The 25,096-nt window shown below is 72.0% G+C and carries 23 protein-coding genes; 11 read left to right on the top strand and 12 right to left on the bottom strand.

What is annotated here, in order from left to right; translation table 11 throughout:
• Positions 1-2: 2 nt before the first annotated feature.
• The gene (gene dnaE / locus M8C17_RS25640; RefSeq protein ID WP_252419116.1) at positions 3-3,533 is read right to left on the bottom strand and encodes a DNA polymerase III subunit alpha; all 3,531 of its coding nucleotides are present in this window, start codon (positions 3,531-3,533) and stop codon (positions 3-5) included.
• A 132-nt stretch (positions 3,534-3,665) separates the two neighbouring features.
• Here dnaE and M8C17_RS25635 point away from each other — a divergent pair, with 132 nt between their 5' ends.
• Complete coding sequence (locus tag M8C17_RS25635) at positions 3,666-4,286, top strand: L-threonylcarbamoyladenylate synthase (protein WP_252419115.1); 621 nt, start codon at positions 3,666-3,668, stop codon at positions 4,284-4,286.
• A 17-nt stretch (positions 4,287-4,303) separates the two neighbouring features.
• Here M8C17_RS25635 and M8C17_RS25630 read toward each other — a convergent pair whose 3' ends face one another.
• Complete coding sequence (locus M8C17_RS25630; RefSeq protein ID WP_252419114.1) at positions 4,304-5,479, bottom strand: low temperature requirement protein A; 1,176 nt, start codon at positions 5,477-5,479, stop codon at positions 4,304-4,306.
• Between the two features lie 125 nt (positions 5,480-5,604).
• Here M8C17_RS25630 and M8C17_RS25625 point away from each other — a divergent pair, with 125 nt between their 5' ends.
• From M8C17_RS25625 to M8C17_RS25595, 7 genes are all read left to right on the top strand, one after another.
• Positions 5,605-5,946, top strand: a complete 342-nt coding sequence (locus M8C17_RS25625; protein ID WP_252419113.1) for a PadR family transcriptional regulator — start codon at positions 5,605-5,607, stop codon at positions 5,944-5,946.
• Entirely contained in the window at positions 5,943-6,890 is a 948-nt protein-coding gene (locus tag M8C17_RS25620) for a permease prefix domain 1-containing protein (RefSeq protein WP_252419112.1), read from the top strand. The genes M8C17_RS25625 and M8C17_RS25620 overlap by 4 nt, the downstream gene beginning before the upstream one ends.
• Before the next feature lie 137 nt (positions 6,891-7,027).
• The gene (locus M8C17_RS25615) at positions 7,028-8,341 is read left to right on the top strand and encodes a sensor histidine kinase (protein WP_252419111.1); all 1,314 of its coding nucleotides are present in this window, start codon (positions 7,028-7,030) and stop codon (positions 8,339-8,341) included.
• Positions 8,338-9,060, top strand: a complete 723-nt coding sequence (locus M8C17_RS25610) for a response regulator transcription factor (protein WP_252419110.1) — start codon at positions 8,338-8,340, stop codon at positions 9,058-9,060. The genes M8C17_RS25615 and M8C17_RS25610 overlap by 4 nt, the downstream gene beginning before the upstream one ends.
• Before the next feature lie 81 nt (positions 9,061-9,141).
• Positions 9,142-10,035, top strand: a complete 894-nt coding sequence (locus tag M8C17_RS25605; RefSeq protein ID WP_252419109.1) for an ABC transporter ATP-binding protein — start codon at positions 9,142-9,144, stop codon at positions 10,033-10,035.
• The gene (locus M8C17_RS25600) at positions 10,032-11,093 is read left to right on the top strand and encodes an ABC transporter permease (RefSeq protein ID WP_252419108.1); all 1,062 of its coding nucleotides are present in this window, start codon (positions 10,032-10,034) and stop codon (positions 11,091-11,093) included. Before M8C17_RS25605 ends, M8C17_RS25600 begins: the two co-directional genes overlap by 4 nt.
• Before the next feature lie 150 nt (positions 11,094-11,243).
• Entirely contained in the window at positions 11,244-12,749 is a 1,506-nt protein-coding gene (locus tag M8C17_RS25595; RefSeq protein WP_252419107.1) for a carbohydrate binding domain-containing protein, read from the top strand.
• Between the two features lie 11 nt (positions 12,750-12,760).
• Here the strand turns inward: M8C17_RS25595 and M8C17_RS25590 are convergent, their stop codons facing one another.
• From M8C17_RS25590 to pgsA, 8 genes are all read right to left on the bottom strand, one after another.
• Complete coding sequence (locus tag M8C17_RS25590) at positions 12,761-13,378, bottom strand: DUF402 domain-containing protein (protein WP_252419221.1); 618 nt, start codon at positions 13,376-13,378, stop codon at positions 12,761-12,763.
• Between the two features lie 8 nt (positions 13,379-13,386).
• Positions 13,387-14,139 carry a YebC/PmpR family DNA-binding transcriptional regulator gene (locus tag M8C17_RS25585; RefSeq protein ID WP_252419106.1) on the bottom strand — a complete coding sequence of 251 codons (753 nt, stop codon included), beginning with the start codon at positions 14,137-14,139 and terminating at the stop codon, positions 13,387-13,389.
• 272 nt (positions 14,140-14,411) lie between these two features.
• Positions 14,412-15,014 carry a pyridoxal 5'-phosphate synthase glutaminase subunit PdxT gene (gene pdxT / locus M8C17_RS25580; protein ID WP_252419220.1) on the bottom strand — a complete coding sequence of 201 codons (603 nt, stop codon included), beginning with the start codon at positions 15,012-15,014 and terminating at the stop codon, positions 14,412-14,414.
• A 62-nt stretch (positions 15,015-15,076) separates the two neighbouring features.
• Positions 15,077-15,994, bottom strand: a complete 918-nt coding sequence (gene pdxS, locus M8C17_RS25575) for a pyridoxal 5'-phosphate synthase lyase subunit PdxS (protein ID WP_308209590.1) — start codon at positions 15,992-15,994, stop codon at positions 15,077-15,079.
• A 138-nt stretch (positions 15,995-16,132) separates the two neighbouring features.
• The gene (locus M8C17_RS25570) at positions 16,133-16,636 is read right to left on the bottom strand and encodes a hypothetical protein (RefSeq protein ID WP_252419105.1); all 504 of its coding nucleotides are present in this window, start codon (positions 16,634-16,636) and stop codon (positions 16,133-16,135) included.
• Positions 16,637-16,718: 82 nt separating this feature from the next.
• Entirely contained in the window at positions 16,719-17,879 is a 1,161-nt protein-coding gene (locus M8C17_RS25565; protein WP_252419104.1) for a glycosyltransferase family 4 protein, read from the bottom strand.
• 57 nt (positions 17,880-17,936) lie between these two features.
• Complete coding sequence (locus M8C17_RS25560; protein ID WP_252419103.1) at positions 17,937-18,869, bottom strand: phosphatidylinositol mannoside acyltransferase; 933 nt, start codon at positions 18,867-18,869, stop codon at positions 17,937-17,939.
• Positions 18,870-18,972: 103 nt separating this feature from the next.
• On the bottom strand, positions 18,973-19,602 hold the full coding sequence (gene pgsA, locus M8C17_RS25555; protein ID WP_252419102.1) for a phosphatidylinositol phosphate synthase: 630 nt from the start codon (positions 19,600-19,602) through the stop codon (positions 18,973-18,975).
• A gap of 250 nt (positions 19,603-19,852) precedes the next feature.
• On the opposite strand from pgsA, the gene M8C17_RS25550 reads away from it, so the two are divergent.
• The gene (locus tag M8C17_RS25550; protein ID WP_252419101.1) at positions 19,853-22,009 is read left to right on the top strand and encodes an elongation factor G-like protein EF-G2; all 2,157 of its coding nucleotides are present in this window, start codon (positions 19,853-19,855) and stop codon (positions 22,007-22,009) included.
• Between the two features lie 55 nt (positions 22,010-22,064).
• Here the strand turns inward: M8C17_RS25550 and M8C17_RS25545 are convergent, their stop codons facing one another.
• Positions 22,065-23,123, bottom strand: a complete 1,059-nt coding sequence (locus M8C17_RS25545) for an aldo/keto reductase (RefSeq protein WP_252419100.1) — start codon at positions 23,121-23,123, stop codon at positions 22,065-22,067.
• A gap of 98 nt (positions 23,124-23,221) precedes the next feature.
• On the opposite strand from M8C17_RS25545, the gene M8C17_RS25540 reads away from it, so the two are divergent.
• The gene (locus M8C17_RS25540; RefSeq protein ID WP_252419099.1) at positions 23,222-23,704 is read left to right on the top strand and encodes a hypothetical protein; all 483 of its coding nucleotides are present in this window, start codon (positions 23,222-23,224) and stop codon (positions 23,702-23,704) included.
• A 13-nt stretch (positions 23,705-23,717) separates the two neighbouring features.
• Here M8C17_RS25540 and M8C17_RS25535 read toward each other — a convergent pair whose 3' ends face one another.
• Entirely contained in the window at positions 23,718-24,230 is a 513-nt protein-coding gene (locus tag M8C17_RS25535) for an HIT domain-containing protein (protein ID WP_252419219.1), read from the bottom strand.
• 172 nt (positions 24,231-24,402) lie between these two features.
• Between M8C17_RS25535 and M8C17_RS25530 the strand changes: the two genes are divergently transcribed.
• On the top strand, positions 24,403-25,096 hold a 694-nt coding region (locus M8C17_RS25530), incomplete at its 3' end, for a D-Ala-D-Ala carboxypeptidase family metallohydrolase (RefSeq protein WP_252419098.1).

Below are 25,096 nucleotides of genomic sequence, written 5' to 3'. Positions count from 1 at the left end.
GGTCAGCTCACGTTGGCCGGGCCGAGGACGCTCTTCAGGTCACCCATCAGCGCGGTGGTCGCCGCCACCCGGAACGGACCCAGCCGCAGCGTGGTGGTGCGCCCGCCGTTGAGCAGCTTGACGTGCACCTCGGTGTCGCCGGGGTGCAGCACCAGCGTCTCCTTGAGCCGTTCCACCAGCGGTGGCGTGCACCGGTGCACCGGGATGGTGAGGGTGACCGGCTTGTTGGTGGCGCTGGTGCTGACGTCCGGCATGGACATGTCCATCGCCATGATGCGTGGGGTGTCGTCGCGGCGGTCCACCCGCCCCTTGACCACCACGATCGCGTCCTCGGCGATGTACTGCCCGATCACCTCGTAGGTGTTGGGGAAGAACAACGTCTCCACGCCGCCGGCCAGGTCCTCCAGGGTGGCCGAGGCCCAGGCCCGGCCCTGCTTGGTGACCCGGCGCTGCACACCGGAGAGGATGCCGGCGAGGGTGACGACCGCGCCGTCGGGCACCGCGCCGTCCTCGGCGAGGGAGGCGATGGTGGTGTCGGCCGCCGCGCCGAGGATGTGCTCCAGGCCGAACAGCGGGTGGTCCGAGACGTACAGGCCGAGCATCTCGCGCTCGAAGGCCAGCTTGTCCCGCTTGTCCCACTCGCTGTCGCCGATCACCGGCATCACCGTCGTGCTGCCCGTGTCGGCGTCACCGAAGCCGGCGCCGAAGAGGTCGTACTGGCCGACCGCCTCCTTGCGCTTGACATCGGCGTACGCGTCGATGGCGTCGGCGTGCACCGCGAGCAGGCCCTTGCGCGGGTGTTCGAGGGAGTCGAACGCGCCCGCCTTGATCAGCGATTCGATGGTCTTCTTGTTGCAGACCACCGCGTCCACCTTGGACAGGAAGTCGTAGAAGTCGGTGTACTCGCCCTTCTCCTCCCGGCACCGCATGATCGAGGCGACCACGTTCGCGCCGACGTTGCGCACGGCGGCCAGACCGAACCGGATGTCCTTGCCGACCGGTGTGAACGGCCCGGCGGAGGTGTTCACGTCCGGCGGCAGCACCTGGATGCGCATCCGTCGACACTCGGACAGGTAGAGCGCCATCTTGTCCTTGTCGTCGCCGACGCTGGTCAGCAGCCCCGCCATGTACTCGGCCGGGTAGTGCGCCTTGAGGTACGCGGTCCAGTAGGAGACCAGGCCGTACGCGGCCGAGTGCGCCTTGTTGAAGGCGTACCCGGCGAACGGCACCAGGACGTCCCACACCGCCTGGATCGCCTCGTCGGAGTAGCCGCGCTCGCGGCAGCCGTCCCGGAACGGGATGAACTCCTTGTCGAGGATCTCCTTCTTCTTCTTACCCATGGCCCGGCGGAGCAGGTCCGCCTGGCCGAGGGTGTAGCCGGCGAGGATCTGCGCGGCGCGCTGCACCTGCTCCTGGTAGACGATCAGGCCGTGGGTGGGTTCCAGGATCTCCCGCAGCGGCTCCTCCAGCTCCGGGTGGATCGGCGTGATCTCCTGGAGGCCGTTCTTGCGCAGCGCGTAGTTGGTGTGCGAGTCGACGCCCATCGGGCCGGGCCGGTACAGCGCCAGGACGGCGGAGATGTCCTCGAAGTTGTCCGGCTTCATCAACCGCAGCAGCGAGCGCATCGGCCCACCGTCGAGCTGGAACACGCCGAGGGTGTCACCACGGGCCAGCAGCTCGTAGGCGGCCGGGTCGTCCAGCGGCAGGGCCAGCAGGTCGAGTTTCTTGCCGTGGTTGAGCTCGATGTTCTTGACCGCGTCGTCGATGATCGTCAGGTTGCGCAGGCCGAGGAAGTCCATCTTCAGCAGCCCGAGCGACTCGCAGGTCGGGTAGTCGAACTGCGTGATGATCGCGCCGTCGGCGTCGCGGCGCATCAACGGGATGTGCTCGATGATCGGCTCGGCGGACATGATGACGCCCGCGGCGTGCACACCGGTCTGCCGGATCAGGCCCTCGATGCCCTTGGCGGTGTCGATCACCTTGCGGACGTCCGGGTCGGAGTCGTACAGGCCACGGATCTCGCCGGCTTCGGCGTAGCGGGGGTGCTTCGGGTCGAAGATGCCGGTGAGCGGGATGTCCTTGCCCATCACGGCCGGCGGCATCGCCTTGGTGATCCGGTCGCCGACCGCGTACGGGAAACCCAGCACCCGGGCCGAGTCCTTGATCGCGGCCTTCGCCTTGATCGTGCCGAAGGTCGCGATCTGGGCGACCTTGTCCTCACCCCACTTGTCGGTGACGTACTTGATCACCTCACCGCGCCGACGCTCGTCGAAGTCGATGTCGACATCCGGCATCGACACACGCTCGGGGTTCAGGAACCGCTCGAAGATCAGGCCGTGCTGGATCGGGTCCAGGTCGGTGATGCCCAGCGCGTACGCGACGAGCGAGCCGGCGGCCGAACCACGACCCGGGCCCACCGAGATGCCCTGGCTCTTGGCCCACTGGATGAAGTCGGCGACCACGAGGAAGTACGACGGGAAGCCCATCTGGTTGATGACGCCCAGCTCGTACTCGGCCTGGACGACGTGCCCCTCCGGGATGCCGTTCGGGTAGCGGCGGGCCAGGCCGGCGAACGTCTCCTTGCGGAACCAGGACTCCTCGGTCTCGCCCTCGGGGACCGGGAAGCGTGGCATCAGGTTGTGGAACTCGAACATGCCCTTCGGGTCGACCTTCTCGGCGACCAGCAGGGTGTTGCGGCAGCCCTGCTGCCACAGCTCGGACGAGTCGACCGCGCGCATCTGGTCGGCGCTCTTGATGAAGTAGCCGCCGCCCTCGAACCGGAACCGGTTCGGGTCGTCGATGTTGCTGCCGGTCTGCACGCAGAGCAGCACGTCGTGCGCGGTGGCCTGCGCCTCGTGGGTGTAGTGCGAGTCGTTGGTGACCACCGGCGGGATGTCGAGCTTGCGGGCGATCTCGGTGAGCCCCTCGCGGACCCGGCGCTCGATGGAGAGGCCGTGGTCCATGATCTCCAGGAAGTAGTTGTCCTTGCCGAAGATGTCCTGGTAGCTGGCGGCGACCTTGAGGGCCTCGTCGAACTGGCCCAGCCGCAGCCGGGTCTGCACCGCGCCGGAGGGGCAGCCGGTGGTGGCCATGATGCCCTCGGCGTGCTCGGCGATCAGCTCCATGTCCATCCGGGGCCACTTGACGTAGTGCCCCTCCATGGACGCGCGCGAGTTGAGGGTGAAGAGGTTCTTCAGGCCCTGCGCGTTCTTCGCCCACATGGTCTTGTGGGTGATCGCGCCGTTACCGGAGATGTCGTCGCTCTTCTGCTCCGGCCGGCCCCACTTGACCCGCGCCTTGTGATAGCGCGACTCCGGCGCCACGTACGCCTCGACGCCCAGGATCGGGGTGATCCCGGCGGCCATCGCCTGGTTGTAGAAGTCGTTCGCGCCGTGCATGTTGCCGTGGTCGGTGATCGCCACCGCCGGCATGCCGAGCCGGTTGGCCTCGGCGAACAGGTCCTTGAGTCGGGCCGCTCCGTCGAGCATCGAGTACTCGGTGTGCACATGCAGATGCGCGAACGAATCGGCCATGCGTGGCGCCCCCCGGCGATGTGGATCTTGTTGGTCGGACCCGACCGGGACCTACCCTACCGAGGTGATCTCGACGGCTCCACCGTCCGCGCCGAGGGTGGTCCGCGTCTCCTCCACAGCTAGTCTCGGAGGATGGCGAGGTACTACGACGTGCACCCGGAGAACCCGCAGCCCCGGATCATCGGCCAGGTCGCCGACCTGATCCGAGGTGGTGGGCTGGTCGCCTACCCGACGGACTCCTGCTACGCGCTCGGCATCCAGCTGGGCAACCGGGACGGGCTGGACCGGATCCGCGAGATTCGCCACCTCGACGATCGGCACCACTTCACCCTGGTCTGCCGCGACTTCGCGCAGCTCGGCCAGTTCGTCCAGATCAGCAACTCGGTCTTCCGCCTGGTGAAGGCGTCCACCCCGGGCAGCTACACCTTCATCCTGCCGGCCACCCGCGAGGTGCCGCGCCGGATGCTGCATCCCAAGAAGCGCACCGTCGGCGTCCGCGTACCCCGGCACACCGTCACCCAGGCGCTGCTGGCCGAGCTGGGCGAGCCGCTGGTGTCCAGCACCCTGGTCCTGCCCGGCGACGACGAGCCGATGACCCAGGGATGGGAGATCAAGGAACGGCTCGACCACCAGCTCGACGCGGTGCTCGACGCCGGCGACTGCGGCAAGGAGCCGACGACCGTGATCGACCTGTCGGGGCCGGAGCCGGAGATCCTGCGCCGGGGCGCGGGAGACCCGTCCCGCTTCGAGTAGGGCGCGACCGGCCGCCGTCAGGCGATCGCTGGCGCCTCGGTCGGATGACGCCGCGCCCGCAGGAGTTCGGCGACCGCGACGCCCAGCAGCACGAGGCCGGCGGCGACGCTCACCGCCAGGCCGGGCAGGTGCGCCGCCGACGGCGCCAGGGCGATCGCCGCGAGGACGCCGATGAGGTGTGACAGCGGCACGCGCTGGTAGACCTCGTGTTCCAGCACCACCCGGCCGCACAGGAAGAGCCCGGCGCCGCCCAGGATGAGGGCGGTCATGGGGCCGCCCGGAGGCTGCCCCGGCTCCGCGATGACCCGCTCCAGCCCGGCGGCCGTGGCGACCACTCCCGCCACCATCAACCAGTGTGCGTACGGGTTGGTCTGCACCAGCCGGCCTCGGTGGGGTGACGACTCGATGGCGGCGCGGAGGGTCGCGCCCGCTCCTCGTGCGTAGCTCCACCACAGCACCACGGCCGTCAGGAAGGCGGTGGCGAAGGCGCCGATCCGAGCCGCGGTGAACGGCTGGTGGCTCAGGCTGAGGACGCTGACCAGGATCAGTTCTCCCAGGGTGAGGATGTAGATCTGCTGGTACCGCTCGGCGAGGTGCTCGGGCGCCACCTGGTACTGCGGCAGGGGCGGCCGGCCCGGGATGGGGAAGCGGAACCCGAACGCGATGTAGTCGGTGGCCAGCGCGGCCAGCCACACGACCAGCCGCCACCCGGGGTCGGCCACCAGGCCGCCGACCACCCAGAGGGCGCCCGAGCCGACGTTCCAGACCAGGGCGCGCACGGAACGCTCCTGCTCCTGCCGGCCGCGGAGGGACCGGATGAGCGCCAGCCCGCGGCCCAGGTTGATGGCGGCCCAGGTGCCGCCGAAGATCAGCCCGTGGTCGCCGAACGCGGCCGGCAGCGCGGCCGACATCAGCATGAGGCCGAACATCGCGCCCAGGACCAGGTACGGGATCGGTCGCTTCCGCGGACTGTAGGTGTCGGTGATGAGGGTGGTGGTGACCCAGACCGCCCAGAGCGTCGACAGGGCCAGCAGGGACTGACCAATGCCGGTCCAGGACTGCTCGGCCGCCATCTTCGCCGAGGTCATCGTCAGACCGGCGACGAAGGCGAGGTCGAAGAACAGCTCCAGCAGATCCGCCCGCTGCGACCCGCTCGACACGCGGGTCAGCGGCAGACGTGTCCCCTTCGTCACCGGCATCCCGCCATGGGGACAGCTTCACATCCAGGACCCGGCCGACAGCCACATTCGCGGGACCCGAGCAGACACGATGTTATCGGGGTGGACAACACTGTGTAGCACACACTATGGTGTGACACATGGTTAGCGAGGACGTTCTGAAGACGCACCTACAGGAGCTGCGTCGAGGCACCGTCGTGGTGGCCAGCCTGGTCGCGCTGCGCCGACCGGACTACGGCTACGCACTACTGCAACGGCTCACCGACCACGGCTTCCCGGTGGACGCCAACACGCTCTACCCGCTGCTGCGCCGCCTGGAGGACCAGGGGCTGCTGACCAGCGAGTGGAACACCGAGGAGAGCCGGCCGCGCAAGTTCTACCGGACCAGCGACGAGGGCGAGTCGATGCTGAGCCGGCTGCTGGACGACCTCGCCGACGTGCAGACCTCCATCACCGGGCTGATCCAAGGAGTGGACCGATGAACACCCTGACCGACCGCTACCTCGCCGCCACCCTGCGCTCGGTGCCCACCCAGCGCCGGGAGGAGATCGCCACCGAGCTGCGCGCCTCGATCGAAGACATGATCGAGGACCGTGCCGGCGGCGGCCAGGACGCCACCACCGCGGAGCGGGAGGTGCTCACCGAGCTGGGCAACCCCGACCTGCTGGCCGCCCGGTACGCCGACCGCCGGCTGCAGCTCATCGGCCCGACCTACTACCTGGTCTGGCTGCGACTGCTGAAGCTGCTGATCACGTTCATCCCGGCGATCGTCGGCACCGTGGTCGCGGTCATCGACGTGGCGGACGGCAAGGGCTTCGGGGCCATCGGCACCGGCATCGGCACCGCCATCCAGGTGGCCGTCCAGATCGCCTTCTGGCTCACCCTGACCTTCGCCCTCATCGAGCGCTTCCAACCCACCGTCGACCTGCCCGGCTGGACCGTCGACCAACTGCCGGACGTCCCCGCACACAAGGACATCTCCCTGGCCGACACCATCGCGTCGATCGCCATGCTGGTGCTGACCATCGGTTACCTGCCCTTCCAGCACTACCAGTCCTGGGTGCACGAGACCGACGGCGGCAACATCCCGCTCCTCGACCCCGCGCTGTGGTCGTTCTGGCTGCCGGCGCTGATCGCGGTGCTGGTGGCCACCCTGGTGTTCGAGATCGTCAAGTACCGGATCGGGCGCTGGACCTGGACCCTGTTCGGGGTGAAGGCCCTGCTCAACCTGGCGTTCTCGGTGCCGGTGGTGTGGTTGGCGCTCTCCGACCGACTGCTCAACCCGGCCCTGGGCGATCGACTGAGCTGGCTGGCGGAAACGGACAACCGGAACACCCTCGGGGCTGCCATCGCCCTGGGCGCGGCCGTGGTGCTGGTCTGGGACCTGATCGACACCGCCACCAAGACCCGCCGTCAGACGGCGTGAGCGTGAGCAGCAGCCGACCAGGCGGCCCGGCGCGGACCCCGCGCCGGGCCGCCGCCCGTCCACCGGAGGAGGCCACCGCCGTACGGGCCGGCGAGCGGCCGTGGCGGTTGGCGTGGCCGGCGTGGCATCGTTCCCGGATGACCGTGGCACCTCGTGACGAATGGCGCCGCCCGGGTCCGACACCGGAGCAGCGCCGGATCGATCTCTGGGCCGCGCTGGTGGTGACCCTGCTGGCGCTGGTCAGCCTCACCCTGGCCCACAGCACCGGGTCGTTCATGCTGGGCCCGCCGCCGTCCGGGCCGGAGCAGCTGTTCTGGACCGTCGCGGTGACCCTGCCGCTGATCTGGCGGCGGCGCTGGCCGGCCGCCACGCTGCTGGTCGTCTCGGTGGCGTTCATCGCCGCGCAGGCACGGTCGGCCCCGGAGACCCAGCTCTCCGCGTGGGCGCTGTTCAGCGCCATCTACACCGTCGGCGCCTGGGGGCAGGACCGCCGGCTGGCCCGCCGGCTCCGCGTCGGCGTGATCGCCGCCATGTTCGCCTGGCTGGGCATCTACTACGCGGTGAGCATCGGCCAGATCCCGGACGATGCCTTCGCCGACGCCGCCGGGCCGGTGCCCCCCGTGCTCGCCGCGATGGTCACCGGTGTGCTTATCAACTTGCTGACCTTCGGCTTCGCGTACTTCTTCGGGGAGACCTCCTGGGTCGCCGCGCGGCGCGAGCACGAGCTGCGCGCCCAGGCCGAGGAGTTGCGCCGGTCGCAGGCCGAGGCCCACGAGCGGGCGGTGCTCGGCGAACGGGTGCGCATCGCCCGGGAGCTGCACGACGTGGTCGCCCACCACGTGTCGGTGATGGGGGTGCAGGCCTCCGCCTGCCGGCGGGTGTGGGACCGCGACCCGGGCAAGGCCCGGGCGGCGCTGAGCGCCATCGAGCAGAGCGCCCGCACCGCCGTCGACGAGCTGCGCCGGATGTTGGGCGTGCTGCGCGCCTCCGACGGCAACCCGGTGGCTCCACCCCCGTCGACCGGGACGGTCGACCGGATCGACGAGCTGGTCGAGCGTGCCCGCGCCGCCGGCCTCACCGCCACCATCGGTGTGTACGGCGACCCGGTCCCGCTGCCGGCATCGGTCTCCCAGACGGCGTACCGGGTGGTGCAGGAGGCGGTGACCAACACGCTGAAGCACGCCGAGGCCGGCCTGCTGGACGTACGGATCCGCTACCTGGCGCGCGACGTGGAGCTGGACGTGAGCGACGACGGGCGGGCCGGCGTTCGGCCGCACACCGGTGGGCTCGGCCTCATCGGCATGCGGGAGCGGGTCGCCGCCCAGGACGGCGTCCTGGAAACCGGCCCGCGCCCCGGCGGGGGCTGGCGGGTGCGCGCCCGGCTGCCCCTGCCCGCCGAGGCGTCGACGTCGGGCGAGGCCGTACCGGCCGGCACGGGGTGGTCGGCGTGACCACCCCGCCGGGCGACCCCCGGCTTCCGGGCGCGGACGAGCGGATCCGTGTGCTGCTCGCCGACGACCAGCACCTGGTCCGCACCGGCTTCCGGGTCATCCTCGAGGTGGAGGACGACCTCGAGGTGGTGGGCGAGGCGTCGGACGGCGAGCGTGCCGTCACCATGACCCGGGCCACCCGACCGGACGTGGTGCTGATGGACGTGGAGATGCCCGGGATGGACGGGCTGGAGGCAACCCGGAGGATCACCGGGGACGGGCCCGGCGCGCCGGCCGTGCTGATCCTCACCACCTTCGACCGCGACGACTACCTGTTCGCCGCGCTGCGGGCCGGTGCCAGCGGCTTCCTGCTCAAGAACGGGACACCGGAGGAACTGGTCGAAGCGATCAGGGTGCTGGCCAGGGGCGACGGCCTGCTCGCCCCGGAGATCACCCGTCGGGTGATCTCCACCTTCGCCCGTCCCGGCGATCCGACGGGCACCGCCCACCGGGGGCCGGACGCCGAGGCCGCACTGCGCGAGCTGACCCCCCGCGAGCGGGAGGTGCTGATGCTGCTCGCCGCCGGATCGAGCAACGTGGAGATCGCCGCGACCATGCACCTGGGCGAGGCGACGGTGAAGACGCACGTGAGCCGGGTGCTGGCCAAGCTCGGCCTGCGCGACCGGGTGCAGGCGGTGGTCTTCGCGTACGAGAACGGGGTCGTCCGCCCCGGCGGCTGACCGGCATCCGTCGCGCGGTGGACCCACCGGCTCAGCCGGCGGGCGGACGGCGCACCGACCTGTTCGATCTAGCGTGGGTGCGTGACCAGAACCCTCCGCCTGGACGGTGTCGACCGCAGCTTCGGCGACCGGCAGGTGCTCAAGAACGTGTCCTTCGAGGTGACGGCCGGCCGGATGACCGGCTTCGTCGGCGCCAACGGCGCCGGCAAGACCACCACCATGCGGATCATCCTGGGCGTACTCGCCCCGGACGCCGGGACGGTCACCTGGCAGGGTGCCCCACTGACCCGGGAGGACCGGCAGCGGTTCGGCTACATGCCGGAGGAACGCGGCCTCTATCCGAAGATGACCGTCCGGGAACAGGTGACCTACCTGGGTCGCCTGCACGGGCTGGACGCGGGCGCGGCCCGGCGCAGCACGGACACGCTGCTGGAACGGGTCGGCCTCGACGAGCGCGGCGACGACCTCCTGGAGACGCTGTCGCTGGGCAACCAGCAGCGCGCCCAGATCGCCGCCGCGCTGGTGCACGATCCCGAGGTGCTGGTGCTCGACGAGCCGTTCTCGGGCCTGGACCCGCTGGCCGTCGACACGGTCGTGACGGTGCTGCGGGAGCGGGCCGCCGCGGGCGCGCCGGTGCTCTTCTCCAGTCACCAGCTCGACGTGGTCGAGCGGCTGTGCGACGACCTGGTGATCATCGCGGACGGCACGATCCGAGCCGCCGGCAGCCGCGAGCAGTTGCGCGCGACGTACACCCTGCCCCGCTTCGAGTTGGTGGTCGACACCGACGCGGGCTGGCTGCGCGACCAGCCCGACGTGACCCTGGTGGACCTCGACGGCGCCCGCGCGGTCTTCGACCTCGCCCTCGGCGCCGACGAGCAGGCGGTGCTGCGGGCAGCCCTGGCCCGAGGCCCGGTACGCGCCTTCCGCCCGGTCACCCCGTCGCTCACCGAGATCTTCCGAGAGGTCACCCAGTGAACACCTACCAGGCCACCCGGCTGGTCGCCGCCCGCGAGATCCGGGTCAAGCTGCGCGACAAGACCTTCCTGTTCGGCACGCTCTTCTTCCTGCTGATCGCCGCCGCCGGCACGATCCTCCCGCCGCTGCTGTCCGGCGGGCCGGAGAGCGTCGCCGTGACCCAGGACGCCGCCGGCCCGCTGCGGGCCGCCGGTCTCGACGTCCACGTGGTGCCCGACGACCGCGCCGCCGAACAGGCCGTCCGCGACGGCGACGTGGACGCCGCGGTGGTCGCCGGTCCGACGGTGCTCGCCATGGACGAGGCTCCCGACGACGTGGTGCGGGCGCTGAGCAGCGCTCCCCCGCTACGGCTGCTGGACCCGGACGCGGTCGACCCGGTGGTGGCGTTCCTGGTGCCGTTCGTCTTCGCGTTCGTCTTCTTCATCACCTCCCAGACCTTCGGCCTGCAGATCGCCCAGAGCGTCACCGAGGAGAAGCAGACCCGGATCGTGGAGATCCTCGTCGCGGCCATCCCGGTACGGGCGTTGCTGGCCGGCAAGGTGATCGCCGGCGGCATCCTGGCGCTCGGGCAGATCGCGCTGATCGCCGTCGTCGCCGTCGTCGGCATGCAGATCGGGGACAGCGGTGACCTGCTCACCCTGCTCGCCCCGGCGATCGGCTGGTTCGTGCCGTTCTTCCTGCTCGGCTTCGTGTTGCTGGCCGCGATGTGGGCGGCGGCCGGAGCGCTGGTCAACCGGCAGGAGGACATCGCCGGTGTGTCCACGCCGGTGCAGCTCGCCGTCATGCTGCCGTTCTTCGCGGTGATCTTCCTCAACGACAACGCCACCGCCATGCGGGTGCTGTCCTACCTGCCCATCTCGTCGCCGACGGCGATGCCACTGCGGCTCTTCACCGGGGACGCGGCCGGTTGGGAGCCCATCGTCTCGCTGGCCATCCTGCTCGTCGGCGCCGGCGCCTTCGTGGTCGCCGGGGCCCGCATCTACGAGGGGTCGCTGCTGCGGACCAACGGCCGGACCTCCCTGCGCGCCGCGTGGCGGGAGCGGGAGACCATCGGCTGACCGATGCTCCGCCCGCTGCCGTCCACCGCTCGTACGGCACCGGCCCGAACGCCTGTTCGGCGGCTGCGAACAGGGCGAACATTCCTACGGTGAGCCGATCCTCACGGCAACGACCCGGTCGTCGCCGCTCCCGGACCGGAAAGGCTCTCCATGACCCCACCGATCGACCCGCGGCACCACGGCGAGCCACGGCGGCTCCGCCGGCTGCTCAGCGTGGTGCTGGCCGTCGTGCTCGCGAGCACGCTCGCGGCCGTCGTCCGTCCCGCACCGGCCGCCGCCGCCCCGGCCGACCTGATACTCAACGGCACGTTCGACAACGGCAGCACCGAGCCCTGGTGGAAGCGGCTCGCCGCGACCAGCACGACCGTCGACGCCGGACAGCTGCGCATCCGCACCGCCGGACCGGCCACCAGGCCCACCTGGGACGACCTCGTCGGCCACTTCGAGTTCGGCGTGACCGCCGGGCAGGCGTACCGGCTGCGGTTCGACGCCTCCGCCGACGTCAACCGCTCGCTGCGCGTCTCGGTCTCCCGGGTGGACACGCCCTTCACCTCGGCCGTCGACCAGAATCGCGGACAGTCCATCAGGGACGGTTTGCCCTACGGCCACGGGTGTCTGGAGAATCGGGCGATGGACACGGGGGAGCTACGACCGGACGAGGCGACCGACCCGGCGGAGTTCGTCGATCTGCTGCGCCGGCTCAAGGAACGGTCCCGACTCACCTACCGGCAACTGGAGCAACGCGCGGCCGCGGCCGGTGACGTGCTGGCCCGCAGCACCGCCGCCGACGTCCTGGGCCGCTCCACCCTGCCGCGACCCGAGGTGCTGGCCGCCTTCGTCCGCGCCTGCGGCGCGGAGGACCAGGTGCAGGAGTGGCTGCGGGTGCGGGACCGACTCGCCGCCGGCCCGTACGCCCGGGCATCGCCCCCGCCGGACCACCCACCAGCCGGCAATAGCGCACCGGCCGTGGCCCCGGCGGCGGTGCAGCCGGGCGGGGCCCGCCCGCGCTGGTCAGCGCGACCAGCACCGCTGGCACTGCTCGTCGTCGGTGCCCTGCTGGCCGCGCTCGGCGCGGGCGTGTGGTTCCTGCGACCGGATGACGAGCGGCGGCCGGCGGCAGAGCACGCCTCGGTGGGCGGCAGCCCTTCGGCCACGCCGACTGTCGGCGCCAGCCCGTCGACCGCGCCGAGCGGCGGCCGGAGCCAGATCCGCCCCGCCCGCGCCCCTCAGCTCTGCCTCACCGAGGGGCGTGACCGCACCGGCCGGTACCACAGCGAGGTGGCCGTCCAGCGCCCCTGCGCCGAGGCCACCCCGCCGGACACCTACGTGGAGCCGGCAGCCGACGGTCTGTACTTCATCAAGTGGGACCACCCCGCGCACGGACCGGGCTGTCTCACCATCCGCGCCGAGGATCCGGGTCGCGATCTGCTCGAACCCTGGCCCTGGCAGAAGTGCGACCCGACCACGTGGCCACAGTTGTTCCGTTTCGAGCCCACCGGATCGGCGCCCACCGCCTACCGCATCCGGCCGGCCCACAGCGACCGGTGCGTCGGCCTCCGCGACGACGACACCGAGGTGTCGGCCGAGGCGCTCGCCGAACCGTGCACCGGCGGCGCGGACCAGGAGTTCCTGGTCGACCTGCTGCCCGGCGGCTGACGGTCGTCGGCTCAGCGGACGGCCGGCACCCTGTCCCAGCCGGCCGGCAACCGGGGCACAGGCCAGGACGGGTCGGGTTGCCAGGACGCCCACCCCGGGTCCCACCAGCGCTGGCCCGCGTCGAGCAGGGCGGCGATCCGGTCGCCCTCGCCTCGGATCGCGTCCTCCATGCCCGGGTAGCGCCCCTCCACGAGGCGCTGCGCGAACATCTCCACGTCCTTCCAGACATACCGGTCGGCGTCCGCGCCCCACCACAGGTCCAGCTCGTGGTCCAGGGTGTCCACCCCGATCGGCGTACGCCGAAGCGGGTCCTGGAGGTTGAAGTACCAGCCGGCGAAGTCACGCTCCGGACCCGTCCAGAACACGTCGACCGAGTGCGCCTCGCCAGGACGCTGCACCATCAACTTGCCGTGCCCGCTCCAGGCCCGGTGCCCGGCGGTCTGCCACGGGTGCCGCCCGCAGGGGAAGGCGCCGGCCTCCGGGAAGCCGAACTCGGCCCCCGGCGGGAGGTAGAGGGCCAGCAGGTCGGGCGAGTCCTCGACGCAGATCGTCGGGCAGCCGAACCAGACCTCACCGAGCAGAACTTCGCGCCGGACGACCACGTCGCCCGGCGCGAACCGGTCAGGCATCGCCACGGTCAGGCGTCCACCGCGGCCATCACGTCGTCGCTGACGTCGAAGTTCGCGTAGACGTTCTGCACGTCGTCGCAGTCCTCCAGGACGTCGATCAGCTTGAAGATCTTGCGCGCGCCCTCCTCGTCCAGCGGAATGTTCATGCTGGGGATGAGGGACGACTCGGCCGACTCGTACTCGATGCCGGCGTCCTGCAGCGCCGTGCGGACGGCGACCAGATCGGTCGGCTCGGAGACCACCTCGTACGCCTCACCGAGGTCGTTGACCTCCTCGGCGCCGGCGTCGAGGACGGCCATCATGACGTCGTCCTCGCTGGTGCCCTCCTTGGGGACGATCACCACGCCCTTGCGGGAGAACATGTACGACACGGAGCCGGCGTCGGCGAGCGAGCCGCCGTTGCGGGTCAGCGCGGTGCGCACCTCGGTCGCCGCCCGGTTGCGGTTGTCCGTGAGGCACTCGATCAGCATCGCCACGCCGTTCGGGCCGTAGCCCTCGTACATGATGGTCTGCCAGTCGGCGCCGCCGGCCTCCAGGCCGGAGCCCCGCTTGACCGCGCGGTCGATGTTGTCGTTCGGCACCGAGCTCTTCTTCGCCTTCTGGATGGCGTCGTAGAGCGTCGGGTTGCCGGAGGGGTCGCCACCGCCGGTCCGCGCGGCCACCTCGACGTTCTTGATCAGCTTGGCGAACATCTTGCCGCGCTTGGCGTCGATGACGGCCTTCTTGTGCTTGGTCGTCGCCCACTTTGAGTGGCCGGACATCTTCTACCTCCGTCTGTCATTCCACGCCTGCGTCGACTGCCGCACCGATCACGCGCCGCATCCGGTGATCCGGCGGCCGGTCGGCTCCGCGGGAAATGCCGCGCCGGGCGACGGCCCTGCCGAACCGCGGCAATCTTACCGAGGTCACACCCGGGCATGTCACACCCGGGACCCGCTCGGGGTGCCGTCAGGGCACCCGGACCACCCAGAGGACAACGACCGGAGGCGGGGAAACATGCCCGCCCGGGTGCCGGGGTGGCCGGCGTCCGCGCTCAGGCGGCCCGCACCAGCTCCACGAAGTACGCGTGCACGCGCAGGTCACCGGTCAGCTCCGGGTGGAACGAGGTGGCCAGGAGGTTGCCCTGCCGGACCGCCACGATCCGGTCGGCGGCCGGGCCACCGGTCACCGTACCGATCACCTCGACGCCGTCACCGACCCGCTCGACCCACGGCGCGCGGATGAACACGGCGTGGAACGGCTCACCCGGAACCCCGGTGATCTCCACTGGCGCCTCGAACGAGTCGACCTGCCGGCCGAACGCGTTGCGCCGGACGGTCATGTCGATGCCGGCGAAGCCGCGCTGGTCCGGTCGGCCGTCGAGCACCTCCGTGGCCAACATGATCATGCCGGCGCAGGATCCGTAGACCGGCATGCCGCCGGCGATCCGCTTGTCGATCGGCTCCCGCATCTCGAAGATGTCGGCCAGCTTGCTGATGGTGGTGGACTCGCCCCCGGGGATGACCAGCCCGTCGACCGCGTCCAGCTCCGCCGGACGGCGGACCGGGCGGGCGTCCGCGCCCGCCGCGGCCAGCGCCGCCACGTGCTCGCGGACGTCCCCCTGCAGCGCGAGCACACCGATGGTGGGCCCGGTCATGGTCACCACTGCTTCCTTCGCTCGTGACCGCGGGGCTCGCAGGAGCGGCTCACTGCCCGCGCTCACCAGCCGCGCTCGGCCAGGCGGTGCGGCTGCGGGATCTCGTCGACGTTGATGCCGACCATCGCCTCGCCGAGGCCACGGGAGACCTTCGCCAGCACGTCCGGGTCGTCGTGGAAGGTGGTCGCCTTGACGATCGCGGCGGCCCGCTGAGCCGGGTTGCCGGCCTTGAAGATGCCGGAGCCGACGAAGACGCCCTCCGCGCCGAGCTGCATCATCATCGCCGCGTCGGCCGGGGTGGCGATCCCACCGGCGGTGAACAGCACCACCGGCAGCTTGCCACTCTCGGCGACCTCCTTGACCAGCTCGTACGGGGCCTGCAGCTCCTTGGCGGCGACGTACAGCTCGTCGGTGGGCAGCGAGGACAGCCGGCGGATCTCCTGGCGGATCTTCCGCATGTGGGTCGTGGCGTTGGAGACGTCACCGGTGCCGGCCTCGCCCTTGGAGCGGATCATGGCCGCGCCCTCGGTGATCCGGCGCAGCGCCTCGCCCAGGTTGGTCGCACCGCAGACGAAGGGGACGGTGAAGGCCCACTTGTCGATGTGGTTGGCGTAGTCGGCCGGGGTGAGCACCTCGGACTCGTCGACGTAGTCCACGCCGAGGGACTGGAGGATCTGCGCCTCCACGAAGTGGCCGATGCGGGCCTTGGCCATCACCGGGATGGAGACCGCCTCGATGATCCCGTCGATCATGTCGGGGTCGCTCATCCGGGACACCCCGCCCTGCGCGCGGATGTCGGCGGGCACCCGCTCCAGGGCCATCACCGCGACGGCGCCGGCGTCCTCAGCGATCTTGGCCTGCTCGGCGTTGACCACATCCATGATCACGCCACCCTTGAGCATCTCGGCCATGCCCCGCTTGACGCGGGCGGTGCCGACGACGGGGGTGGTGCCGGTGTTCGGGGCGGTGGTTTCGGACACGGGTCGGCGCTCCTCGGGACGTGCTCTGGGGGTGGCAGCGAAAATGCTACGCGGAGGTCAACGCCGTACCGACAGCCAATCAGACCCCCGGTGGCCTGCACAGTGGCACCCGTCACCGGCAGGCCGAGGGGTTCCCGATCAGTTCGCGGGCACGTCCGCCGGCACCGTGAGGGTCGGGTCGTCGATGTCGAAGTAGCGCGGCCACTCCCGGCCCCGCCCCATCCGCAACAGGCGCACCAGCGGCCGGCTGCGCGCCGACCGGGCGTCACGGACCAGGTCGGTGTGCACCTGCCGGGACAGGGCGAGCCGCCGGCTGGCGGCGATGACCGCCGCGCAGTCCGGATCGGCCGGGTCGAGCTGCACCCCGCGCAGCTGCCGGGTCAGGTCGTTCTCCGCCGCCTCCCGCTCGTCCGGGCGGGCGTCCAGGGCGATCCGGGCCGCCGCGTACAGCTCGACGCCGAAGCGCCGCTCGGCCAGCACGGCCGCGGCCGCCGCCCGGCGCAGCAGGTGGGCGTCGAGGGCACGGGCCGCCAGCTCCGCGCGGCCCTGCAGCCGCTCCACCCGACCGGCCGTCCAGATGAGGTACGCCGCGACCAGCCCCACGACCACGCTCGCGGCCACCACCCACCACATGTGCGGCATCGTAGTGCTGCTCCGTTTCTCCTCGTCCGGGCACCGCCGCGCCGGTCAACCGGTCACCGCCCGCACCATGTGTCACACCGGCTCAGCCCAGCCCCACCCATTCCTGGTCGATGACCCGCCCGTCGGTTGCCTCGATCGCCGCTGCGTATACCTCCAGAACACGGCGGGCAACCACCGGCCAGTCGAAATTCGCCACCACCTGATCGCCGCAGGCGCTCAGCGCGGCCCGGCCGGCCGGGTCGTCCAGCAGCTCGGCCAGCGCGTCGCGCAGCCCGGCCGGGTCGCCGGTGGGAAAGAGCCGCCCGGCCCGCCCGCCGTCGAGGACCCGCCGGAACGCGTCCAGGTCGCTGGCGACCACCGTGGTGCCGGCGGCCAGAGCCTCGGTGAGGATCATGCCGAACGACTCGCCGCCGGTGTTCGGTGCCACGTAGAGGTGCACGCTGCGCAGCATCCGCGCCTTGTCCGGCTCGGACACCAGACCGAGGAACGTCACCCGGTCGCGCAGCGCGGCCGGGAACCGGTCGTACAGGTCGTCGGGGTCGCCCGGACCGGCGACGAGCAGCCGCAGCTCGGGGCGGGTGGCGGCCAGCTCCACGAAGGCGTCGCGCAGCACCGGGAAGCCCTTGCGGGCCTCGGTGAACCGGCCCAGGAAACCGAGCGTGCCGCCGGTGCCCGGGGTGCACTCCCCCGGCCAGCCGGGCAACGGCTCGGCGTCGGCGAACTTCGCCACCGCCACCCCGTTGGGGATCTCCACCGCCCCGCCGTCCATGTGCTCGACCTGCACCTTGCGGGCCAGCGCGCTGACCGCGATCCGGGCGGTGATCCGCTCCAGCACGATCTGGAGCACACCCTGCGCGGCGGCCAGCACCCGCGAACGGGTCATCGCGGTGTGGAAGGTGGCCACCACCGGGCCACGCGCGGAGAGCACGGCCAGTAGCGACAGGCTCAGGGTGAGCGGCTCGTGCACGTGCAGCACGTCGAAGTCGCCGTTGGTGATCCAGCGCCGGACGCGGGCCGTCGAGACCGGACCGAACGCGATCCGGGCGACCGAGCCGTTGTACGGCAGCGGCACGGCCCGACCGGCGGACACCACGTACTCCGGCAGCGGGGAATCCTCGTCGGCCGGGGCGAGCACGCTGACCTGGTGGCCGAGCGTGATCAGCGCCTCGGCGAGGTCCATCACGTGGTTCTGCACCCCGCCGGGGACGTCGAAGGAGTACGGGCAGACGATGCCGATCCGCATACGTCAGCGTCCCTCGCTCGCGACTGTGGGGCTCCACCTCACCATGCCCCCACCCCCTCAGGCCTGACCGGCGGCCGGCGAGGGCAGCGCGGTGCCGCCCTGCGCCCCCCGCTGGTCCAGCCACATCCGCTGCAACATGTGCCAGTCTTCCGGATGCCGGGCGATACCCGCCGCCAGACGGTCGGCGATCAGCTGGGTCAGCGACCGGACCCGCTGGTCCAGAGGCCCCACCTCGGGCCCCGGCACCGGCAGCGGGCCGGCGAGCGACGCGCACGCGGCGTCCGGTTCGTACCACATCGAGGCCACGTAGAGCGGCGCGCCGGTGTGCAGAGCGAGCAGCGCCGGCCCGGCGGGCATCCGGGTCTTCCCACCGAAGAAATCCACCTCCACCCCTCGGGCGGAGAGGTCACGGTCGGCCAGCAGCGGCACCACCGCACCGGCACGCACCCGGTCCAGCAGCACGTCGAACGCCGGCCGTGACCCGCCCTGGGTGGGCAGGATCTCCATGCCCAGACTCTCCCGGAAGGCGAAGAACCGCTCGTAGACGCCCTCCGGCTTGAGCCGCTCCATGACCGTGGTGATCGGCCAGCCGGTGGCCGCCACCCACGCGCCCGCCGCGTCCCAGTTGCCGGCGTGCGGCAGCGCCACCACCGCGCCCCGGCCGGCGGCCACGTCGGCGGCGAGCAGCTCGGCGCCGTCGAGCCGGAACCCGGCCAGGATCTGCGCCCGACTCAACGCGGGAAGCCGGAACGCCTCCATCCAGTAGCGGGCGTACGAGCGCAGCCCGCGCTTGACCAGCTCGTCCAGCTCCGCCTCGGGCAGCTCCGGGCCGACCACCCGGCGCAGGTTGGCGCGCAGTCGAGCCGTACCCCCGCCGGAGCGGCGGTGGGCGCGGTCCGCGCCCGCCTGGAACGCCGCGGCCACCAGCGGCCGGGGCAGCGCACGGATCACCCGCCAGCCAGCGAGGTAGCCCAGCTCGGTGAGGTTCACGCGGCCCGGCCGCCGGTCGTCCGGGACCGGCCCGCGCTCACGCCGGCACTCCGCCGCGCCACGCGCGAGGCGCCACGCGCCGGTGTCCGACGGGTCGCTCCACTCACGCGTGGCCGTCCGGCTGGAGCTGCTGGGCCTGGCGGTAGACGTGCGCCATCCGCTGACCGACCGTGAAGATCGACACGGCGGCGAGCAGCCAGAGCGCGATCTCCAGCGCCGGGTCGACGCCGACGCCGGTGAGGATCCCGCCGACCCCGACGATCAGCAGCCGCTCGGTGCGCTCGGCGATGCCCACGTTGCAGGTCATGCCCAGCCCCTCGGCGCGGGCCTTGACGTAGGAGACCAACCCGCCGGCGGCCAGACAGAGCAGCGCGGCGGCCACCCCGGAATGGTCGTTCCGGGTTGCCAGCCAGTACGCGACCGCGCCGAAGACGGCGCTGTCGGCGACCCGGTCCATGCTCGAATCCAGGAAGGCACCGAACCGGGTGGAGCCGCCGCTCATCCGGGCCATCGTCCCGTCGAGCAGGTCGGTGAGCGCGAAAACGGTCACGATGATCGCGCCGGCGACCAGATGGCCGCGGGCACCGAAGCCGAGCGCGCCGACGAGCACACCGACGGTGCCCGCAACGGTGACGGCATTGGGGGTGACGCCTGCGCGGAGCAGTGCGCGTGCGATCGGCTCGACGACGCGGGTCATCCCCGCGCGGGCCGACACTTGGAAGATCTTCGCCATGGCGGTCCCCACGATAACGGTCCGCCCAGCTCCGGCGATACGGCCGGTCCCGTCGACCCGCCCGGAGGAGGCTTGTGCCTACCCGACAACGGGTGTGAGATCGAGCCGGGAGGTGAGCCAGCTCACCCGCCCGGCCGTCCCGTTCCCGCTGTGCAGCAGACCACCGGAGGATATCGCCGCGCACTCGCCCCGGGCCGCTTCCCGTCGCGCGGCGGTCGCCACCAACCACCGGCTGAGGGAGGTGCGCCTCATGGCGCAGAAGAGTCAGGAGAAGGGTCCCACCGGCGGCGCGCCGGTGGTGACCGAACCCGGCACGGCTCGCAACGTGGTGCTCGTCGGCCACTCCGGAGCGGGCAAGACAACACTGGTCGAGGCGTTGCTCGCGGCGACCGGCACGATCAGCCGGGCCGGCAACGTCGTGGACGGCACGACCGTCGGCGACCACGACCCGGCGGCCGTACGCCAGCAGCGCTCGGTGAGCCTGTCCTGCGCACCCCTCCTGCACGACGGCATCAAGGTCAACCTGCTGGACACCCCCGGCTACGCCGACTTCGTCGGTGAGCTGCGCGCCGGGCTGCGGGCCGCCGACGCCGCGCTCTTCGTCGTCAGCGCCGTCGACGGGATGGACGCGGCCACCGCGGCGCTGTGGGAGGAGTGCGCGGCGGTCGACATGCCCCGGGCCGTCGCGGTGACGCGACTGGACCACCCGCGCGCCGACGTCGACAACGCGGTGGCGCTCTGCCAGCGGGTCTTCGGCGACAACGTGATGCCGCTGTACCTGCCGATGCTCGGCGACGACGGCGTCTCCACCGTCGGCCTGCTCGGCCTCATCACCCGCCGGGTCTTCGACTACACGGCCGGGCTTCCCGCCGACGTACGCGAGCCGGACCCGGAGCACCAGCCGGCCATCGACGAGTCCCGCAACGAGCTGATCGAGGGGATCATCGCCGAGAGCGAGGACGAGACGCTCATGGACCGGTACCTCGACGGCGAGGAGATCGGCACGCAGGTGCTCATCGAGGACCTGGAGAAGGCCGTCGCCCGGGGCCACTTCTACCCGGTGGTGCCGGTCTGCGCGGAGACCGGCGTCGGGCTGGACGCGCTGCTGGAGGTGCTGACCGCCGCGTTCCCGTCGCCGCTGGAGCACGAGCTTCCGGCGGTGACCGGCGTGGACGGCTCACCACGCCCGCCGCTGACCTGCGATCCGGGCGGGCCGCTGGTCGCCGAGGTGGTCAAGACCACCATCGACCGGCACGTCGGGCGGGTCTCGCTGGTCCGGGTCTTCTCCGGCACGCTGCGCCCCGACCAGACGGTGCACGTCTCCGGGCACGGCATGGCCGAGCGCGGGCACCCCGACCACGACGCCGACGAGCGGGTCGGGCACATCTACACCCCGCTGGGCGCGACCCTGCGCGAGGTCGCGCTCTGCGTGGCCGGCGACATCTGCGCGATCACCAAGTCGGGCAGCGCCGAGACCGGCGACACCATCTCGGCCAAGGACAACCCGCTGCTGATCGCGCCGTGGGAGATGCCGGAGCCGCTGCTGCCGGTGGCGATCGTCGCCCGGAGCCGCGCCGACGAGGACGCGCTGGCCCGCAACCTGGCCCGGCTGGTCGCCGGCGACCCGACGCTGCGGCTGGAGCGCAACCCGGAGACCCACCAACTGGTGCTCTGGTGCATGGGTGAGGCCCACGCCGACGTGGTGCTGGACCGGCTGCGCGCCGGCGGCGTCGAGCTGGACACCGAGCCGGTCAAGGTGTCCCTGCGCGAGACGCTGACCGTGCCGGCGAAGGGGCACGGCCGGCACGTCAAGCAGTCCGGCGGCCACGGCCAGTACGCGGTCTGCGACATCGAGGTGGAGCCGCTGCCCCGGGGCGCCGGCTTCGAGTTCGTCGACCGGGTGGTCGGCGGCGCCGTGCCGCACAACTACATCCCGTCGGTGGAGAAGGGTGTCCGCGCCCAACTGGAGCGCGGCCTCGTCGCCGGCCACCCGGTGGTGGACCTGCGGGTGACCCTGGTCGACGGGAAGGCACACAGCGTCGACTCCTCCGACGCGGCCTTCCAGACCGCCGGGGCCCTGGCGCTGCGCGACGCCGCCGAGCGCGGCCAGCCAGCGCTGCTGGAGCCGATCGACGAGGTGACCATCCGGGTGCCCGACGGCTCGGTGGGCGCCGTGATGGGCGACCTGTCCGGCCGGCGCGGCCGGGTGCTCGGCACCGAACCGGACCAGGACGCCGAGGGCCGCACCCTGGTCCGCGCCGAGGTGCCGGCCAGCGAGCTGCTGCGCTACGCCGTCGAGCTGCGCTCGATGACCGCCGGCACCGGCACCTTCCGCCGGCACTTCGTCCGCCACGATCCGATGCCCGCCCACCTGGCCGACCAGGCTCGCAAGGAACACACCCCCTGACCCGCGCACCCGCGCCCGCAGGGCCGCGCGGCCAGAGGTGGTGACGGCCGCGCGGTCAGGGGTGCGTGGTGGGGTGGGTGGGACGGGGCCAGTGCGGGCGGTCGGCGTCGCGCAGGGCGGCGGTACGCAGGGCGGCGAGCTGGCGTTCCACCTCGGCGAACTGGTCCGGCGGCAGCGGCCCCCGGTGCAGCGCGGCGGCGTTCTCCTCGACCTGGGCGACCGTACGGCAGCCCGGAATCGGGATGGTGCGCCCGCTGCGGGCCCAGATCCAGCCCAACGCTCCCTGCGCCAGGCTGCGCCCGTCGGCGGTGAGAGCGGCACGGACCGCACCGACGCGGCGCAGCCACTCCGGTGCCGGCCGGCCGCCGCGGAACCACTCCAGCCAGCCCGGGGTCAGCCCTCGTACGTCGTCGCGGGGCAGCGTCGAACCGGCCGAGTACTTCCCGGTGAGCAGCCCCATCCCCAGCGGCCCCCGGTTGACGCTGGCCAGGTCGTACTTGTCGCACACGGCGAGCAGCTCGGGGGCGTCGCGTAGCACCGACAGGGTGTGCTGCACGGCGGTGGCACCCGCGGCGGCGTGCCCGAACGCGGCGGCCCGGTCGGGGCGGTCGGTGCTCCACCCGTACGCCCGGATCAGGCCCTCGGTCACCAGCTCCTCGCAGGTGCCGATCAGCGCCTCGGCCCGGGGCACCGGCAGGTCGGCCAGGTGCAGCTGGTAGAGGTCGATCCGGTCGGTGTCCAGCCGGCGCAGCGAGTCGGTCACCGCCCGCCGCAGGTACGCCGGTGACGCGTCCTCCCCGGTCGCCTGCCGGCTCGCCTCGTCGAAGGTGTAGCCCCACTTCGTGGCGATCACGGCCTCGTCGCGGCGGCCGGCGAGCGCCCGGCCGAGCACCCGCTCGCCGTGCCCGGCGCCGTAGGTGTCGGCGGTGTCGAAGAGGGTGACGCCCAGGTCGAGCGCCCGGCGCACGGCCCGCGCCGACTCGTCGTCGTCGACCGCGCCCCAGCCCAGCGGCTGGCTGCCCTCCGCCCAGGGGCCACCGATCGCCCAGCACCCCATGCCGAGGGCGCTGACCTCGATGCCGCTGCGCCCCAACGTCCGTGTCGTGACTGCCATCGAACGATCGTGCCACCTCCGCCCGGGCGGGGCGTAGCGGTTCCCGAGCCTGGGACGCCAGAGCGCGGCTGCTCCCGCGGTGCGGCATGATCGCCGCCATGCGGCGGTTGGGTGTGGACATCGGCGGCGTGATCATCGAGCCGGCCGACGAGGACGCCGACACGTCCTTCTTCGGCGAGCACTACCTGCGCACCCCCGGCGTCGAGGGTGCGTTCGACGCGCTCGCGGCGCTCGGCCCGGCGTTCGACGAGGTGCACCTGGTCTCGAAGTGCGGCGAGGCCACCGAGCGGCGGACCCGGGAGTGGCTGGCCCACCACGACTTCCCGGCCCGCACCGGCATCCCCGTCGAGCGGGTGCACTTCTGCCGGACCCGGCCGGCCAAGGCGCCGATCGCCCGGCGACTCGGGCTGACCCACTTCGTGGACGACAAGCTGGAGGTGCTCGGCTACCTCGACTCGGTGCCGCACCGCTACCTGTTCCGGCCCCGCCCGGCGGAGGTCGCCGCGCACGCCGCGCTGCTGCCCGGCGTGCACCGGGTGGAAGGCTGGCCGGAGCTGACCGCTCTGCTGCGCGCCGGCTAGCCCGCCGCGACCGTCAGGACGGCCAGGCGCGGGCGAGCAGGTCGCGGGTGTCGCCGAGCAGCTGCGGCAGGACCTTCGTGCGGCCGATCACCGGCATGAAGTTGGCGTCGCCGCCCCAGCGGGGCACGACGTGCTGGTGCAGGTGCGCGGCGATGCCGGCGCCGGCCACCCCACCCTGGTTCATGCCCAGGTTGAAGCCGTGCGCGTTGCTCACCTTGCGGATCACCCGCATCGCGGTCTGGGTGTACGACGCCAGCTCGATGGTCTCCGCCACGTCGAGGTCGGTGTAGTCGGCGACGTGCCGGTACGGGCAGACCAGCAGGTGCCCCGGGTTGTACGGGTAGAGGTTGAGCACCGCGAAGACGTGCTCACCGCGGGCCACGACGAGGCTCTCCTCCGGCGGCAGCCCGGGTGCCCGGCAGAACGGGCAGCCGGTGGGCTTCTCGTAGCCCTCGGCGGGGCGGTCCTCGCCGGAGATGTACGTCATCCGGTGCGGCGTCCAGAGCCGCTCCAGGCCGTCGGCCATGCCGCTGTCCGTGTGCCGTTCCGCCCCTGTCACGACCCGATCCTACGGACCCCCCGTCGGGTCGCGACACGCGCCGTTCGGGAACTCTGAAGCTGAAAGTTGTTGACGAACCAAGACTCACGCCTGAAGATTCCATGCATCCACGTACTTCCATATAGCGATGGAGGGCTCCATGATCCGACGGCTCGGCAGAATCCTGGCGACGCTCGCCCTGGCCGCCGCCACCACCGTGACCGGCATCACCGTCACCGCCAGCGCGGCACACGCCGACGGCTGCTACACCTGGGGTCGCACCCTGTCCCAGGGGATGTCCGGCGACGACGTCCGGCAACTCCAGATCCGGGTGGCCGGCTACCCCGGCTACGGCGCCGTGCTCGCCCTCGACGGCGCGTACGGTCCCGGCACCCGCTCCGCGGTGATCCGCTTCCAGCAGGCGTACGGGTTGCCCGCGGACGGCATCGCCGGCCCGCAGACCTTCAACCGGATCTACGCCCTCCAGGACGACGACTGCACGCCGGCGAACTTCAGCTACGCCGAGCTGAACAACTGCAACAGCACCTGGGCCGGCGGCGCGGTCTCGGCGAGCACCGCGCGGGCCAACGCGCTCGTCTCGATGTGGAAGCTCCAGGCTCTGCGACACGCCCTCGGGGACGTGCCCATCGCGATCAGCAGCGCCTTCCGCAGCTACGCCTGCAACAGCGCGGTCGGCGGGGCGTCGAACAGCCGGCACCTGTACGGCGACGCGGTGGACCTGGTCGGGTCCCCGTCGTTGTGCCGGCTGGCCCAGCAGGCCCGCTACCACGGCTTCGCGCAGATCCTCGGCCCCGGCTACCCGGACCACAACGACCACACCCACGTGGCGGCGG

The sequence above is a fragment of the Micromonospora sp. RHAY321 genome (assembly GCF_023896955.1).
Classification (GTDB): domain Bacteria; phylum Actinomycetota; class Actinomycetes; order Mycobacteriales; family Micromonosporaceae; genus Micromonospora.
The sequence above is the reverse complement of the archived record's forward strand: the minus strand, read 5'-3'. Positions and strand labels throughout refer to the sequence as shown.

Coding starts and splice junctions, on each gene's coding strand:
- M8C17_RS25615 (WP_252419111.1), top strand. CDS start 7,028: ATGACCGTGGCACCTCGTGACGAATGGCGCCGCCCGGGTCCGACACCG.
- M8C17_RS25570 (WP_252419105.1), bottom strand. CDS start 16,636: ATGCCGCACATGTGGTGGGTGGTGGCCGCGAGCGTGGTCGTGGGGCTG.
- dnaE (WP_252419116.1), bottom strand. CDS start 3,533: ATGGCCGATTCGTTCGCGCATCTGCATGTGCACACCGAGTACTCGATG.
- pdxT (WP_252419220.1), bottom strand. CDS start 15,014: ATGACCGGGCCCACCATCGGTGTGCTCGCGCTGCAGGGGGACGTCCGC.
- M8C17_RS25590 (WP_252419221.1), bottom strand. CDS start 13,378: ATGCCTGACCGGTTCGCGCCGGGCGACGTGGTCGTCCGGCGCGAAGTT.
- M8C17_RS25550 (WP_252419101.1), top strand. CDS start 19,853: ATGGCGCAGAAGAGTCAGGAGAAGGGTCCCACCGGCGGCGCGCCGGTG.
- M8C17_RS25585 (WP_252419106.1), bottom strand. CDS start 14,139: ATGTCCGGCCACTCAAAGTGGGCGACGACCAAGCACAAGAAGGCCGTC.
- M8C17_RS25595 (WP_252419107.1), top strand. CDS start 11,244: ATGACCCCACCGATCGACCCGCGGCACCACGGCGAGCCACGGCGGCTC.
- pgsA (WP_252419102.1), bottom strand. CDS start 19,602: ATGGCGAAGATCTTCCAAGTGTCGGCCCGCGCGGGGATGACCCGCGTC.
- M8C17_RS25620 (WP_252419112.1), top strand. CDS start 5,943: ATGAACACCCTGACCGACCGCTACCTCGCCGCCACCCTGCGCTCGGTG.
- M8C17_RS25625 (WP_252419113.1), top strand. CDS start 5,605: ATGGTTAGCGAGGACGTTCTGAAGACGCACCTACAGGAGCTGCGTCGA.
- M8C17_RS25540 (WP_252419099.1), top strand. CDS start 23,222: ATGCGGCGGTTGGGTGTGGACATCGGCGGCGTGATCATCGAGCCGGCC.
- M8C17_RS25565 (WP_252419104.1), bottom strand. CDS start 17,879: ATGCGGATCGGCATCGTCTGCCCGTACTCCTTCGACGTCCCCGGCGGG.
- M8C17_RS25545 (WP_252419100.1), bottom strand. CDS start 23,123: ATGGCAGTCACGACACGGACGTTGGGGCGCAGCGGCATCGAGGTCAGC.
- M8C17_RS25635 (WP_252419115.1), top strand. CDS start 3,666: ATGGCGAGGTACTACGACGTGCACCCGGAGAACCCGCAGCCCCGGATC.
- M8C17_RS25535 (WP_252419219.1), bottom strand. CDS start 24,230: ATGGCCGACGGCCTGGAGCGGCTCTGGACGCCGCACCGGATGACGTAC.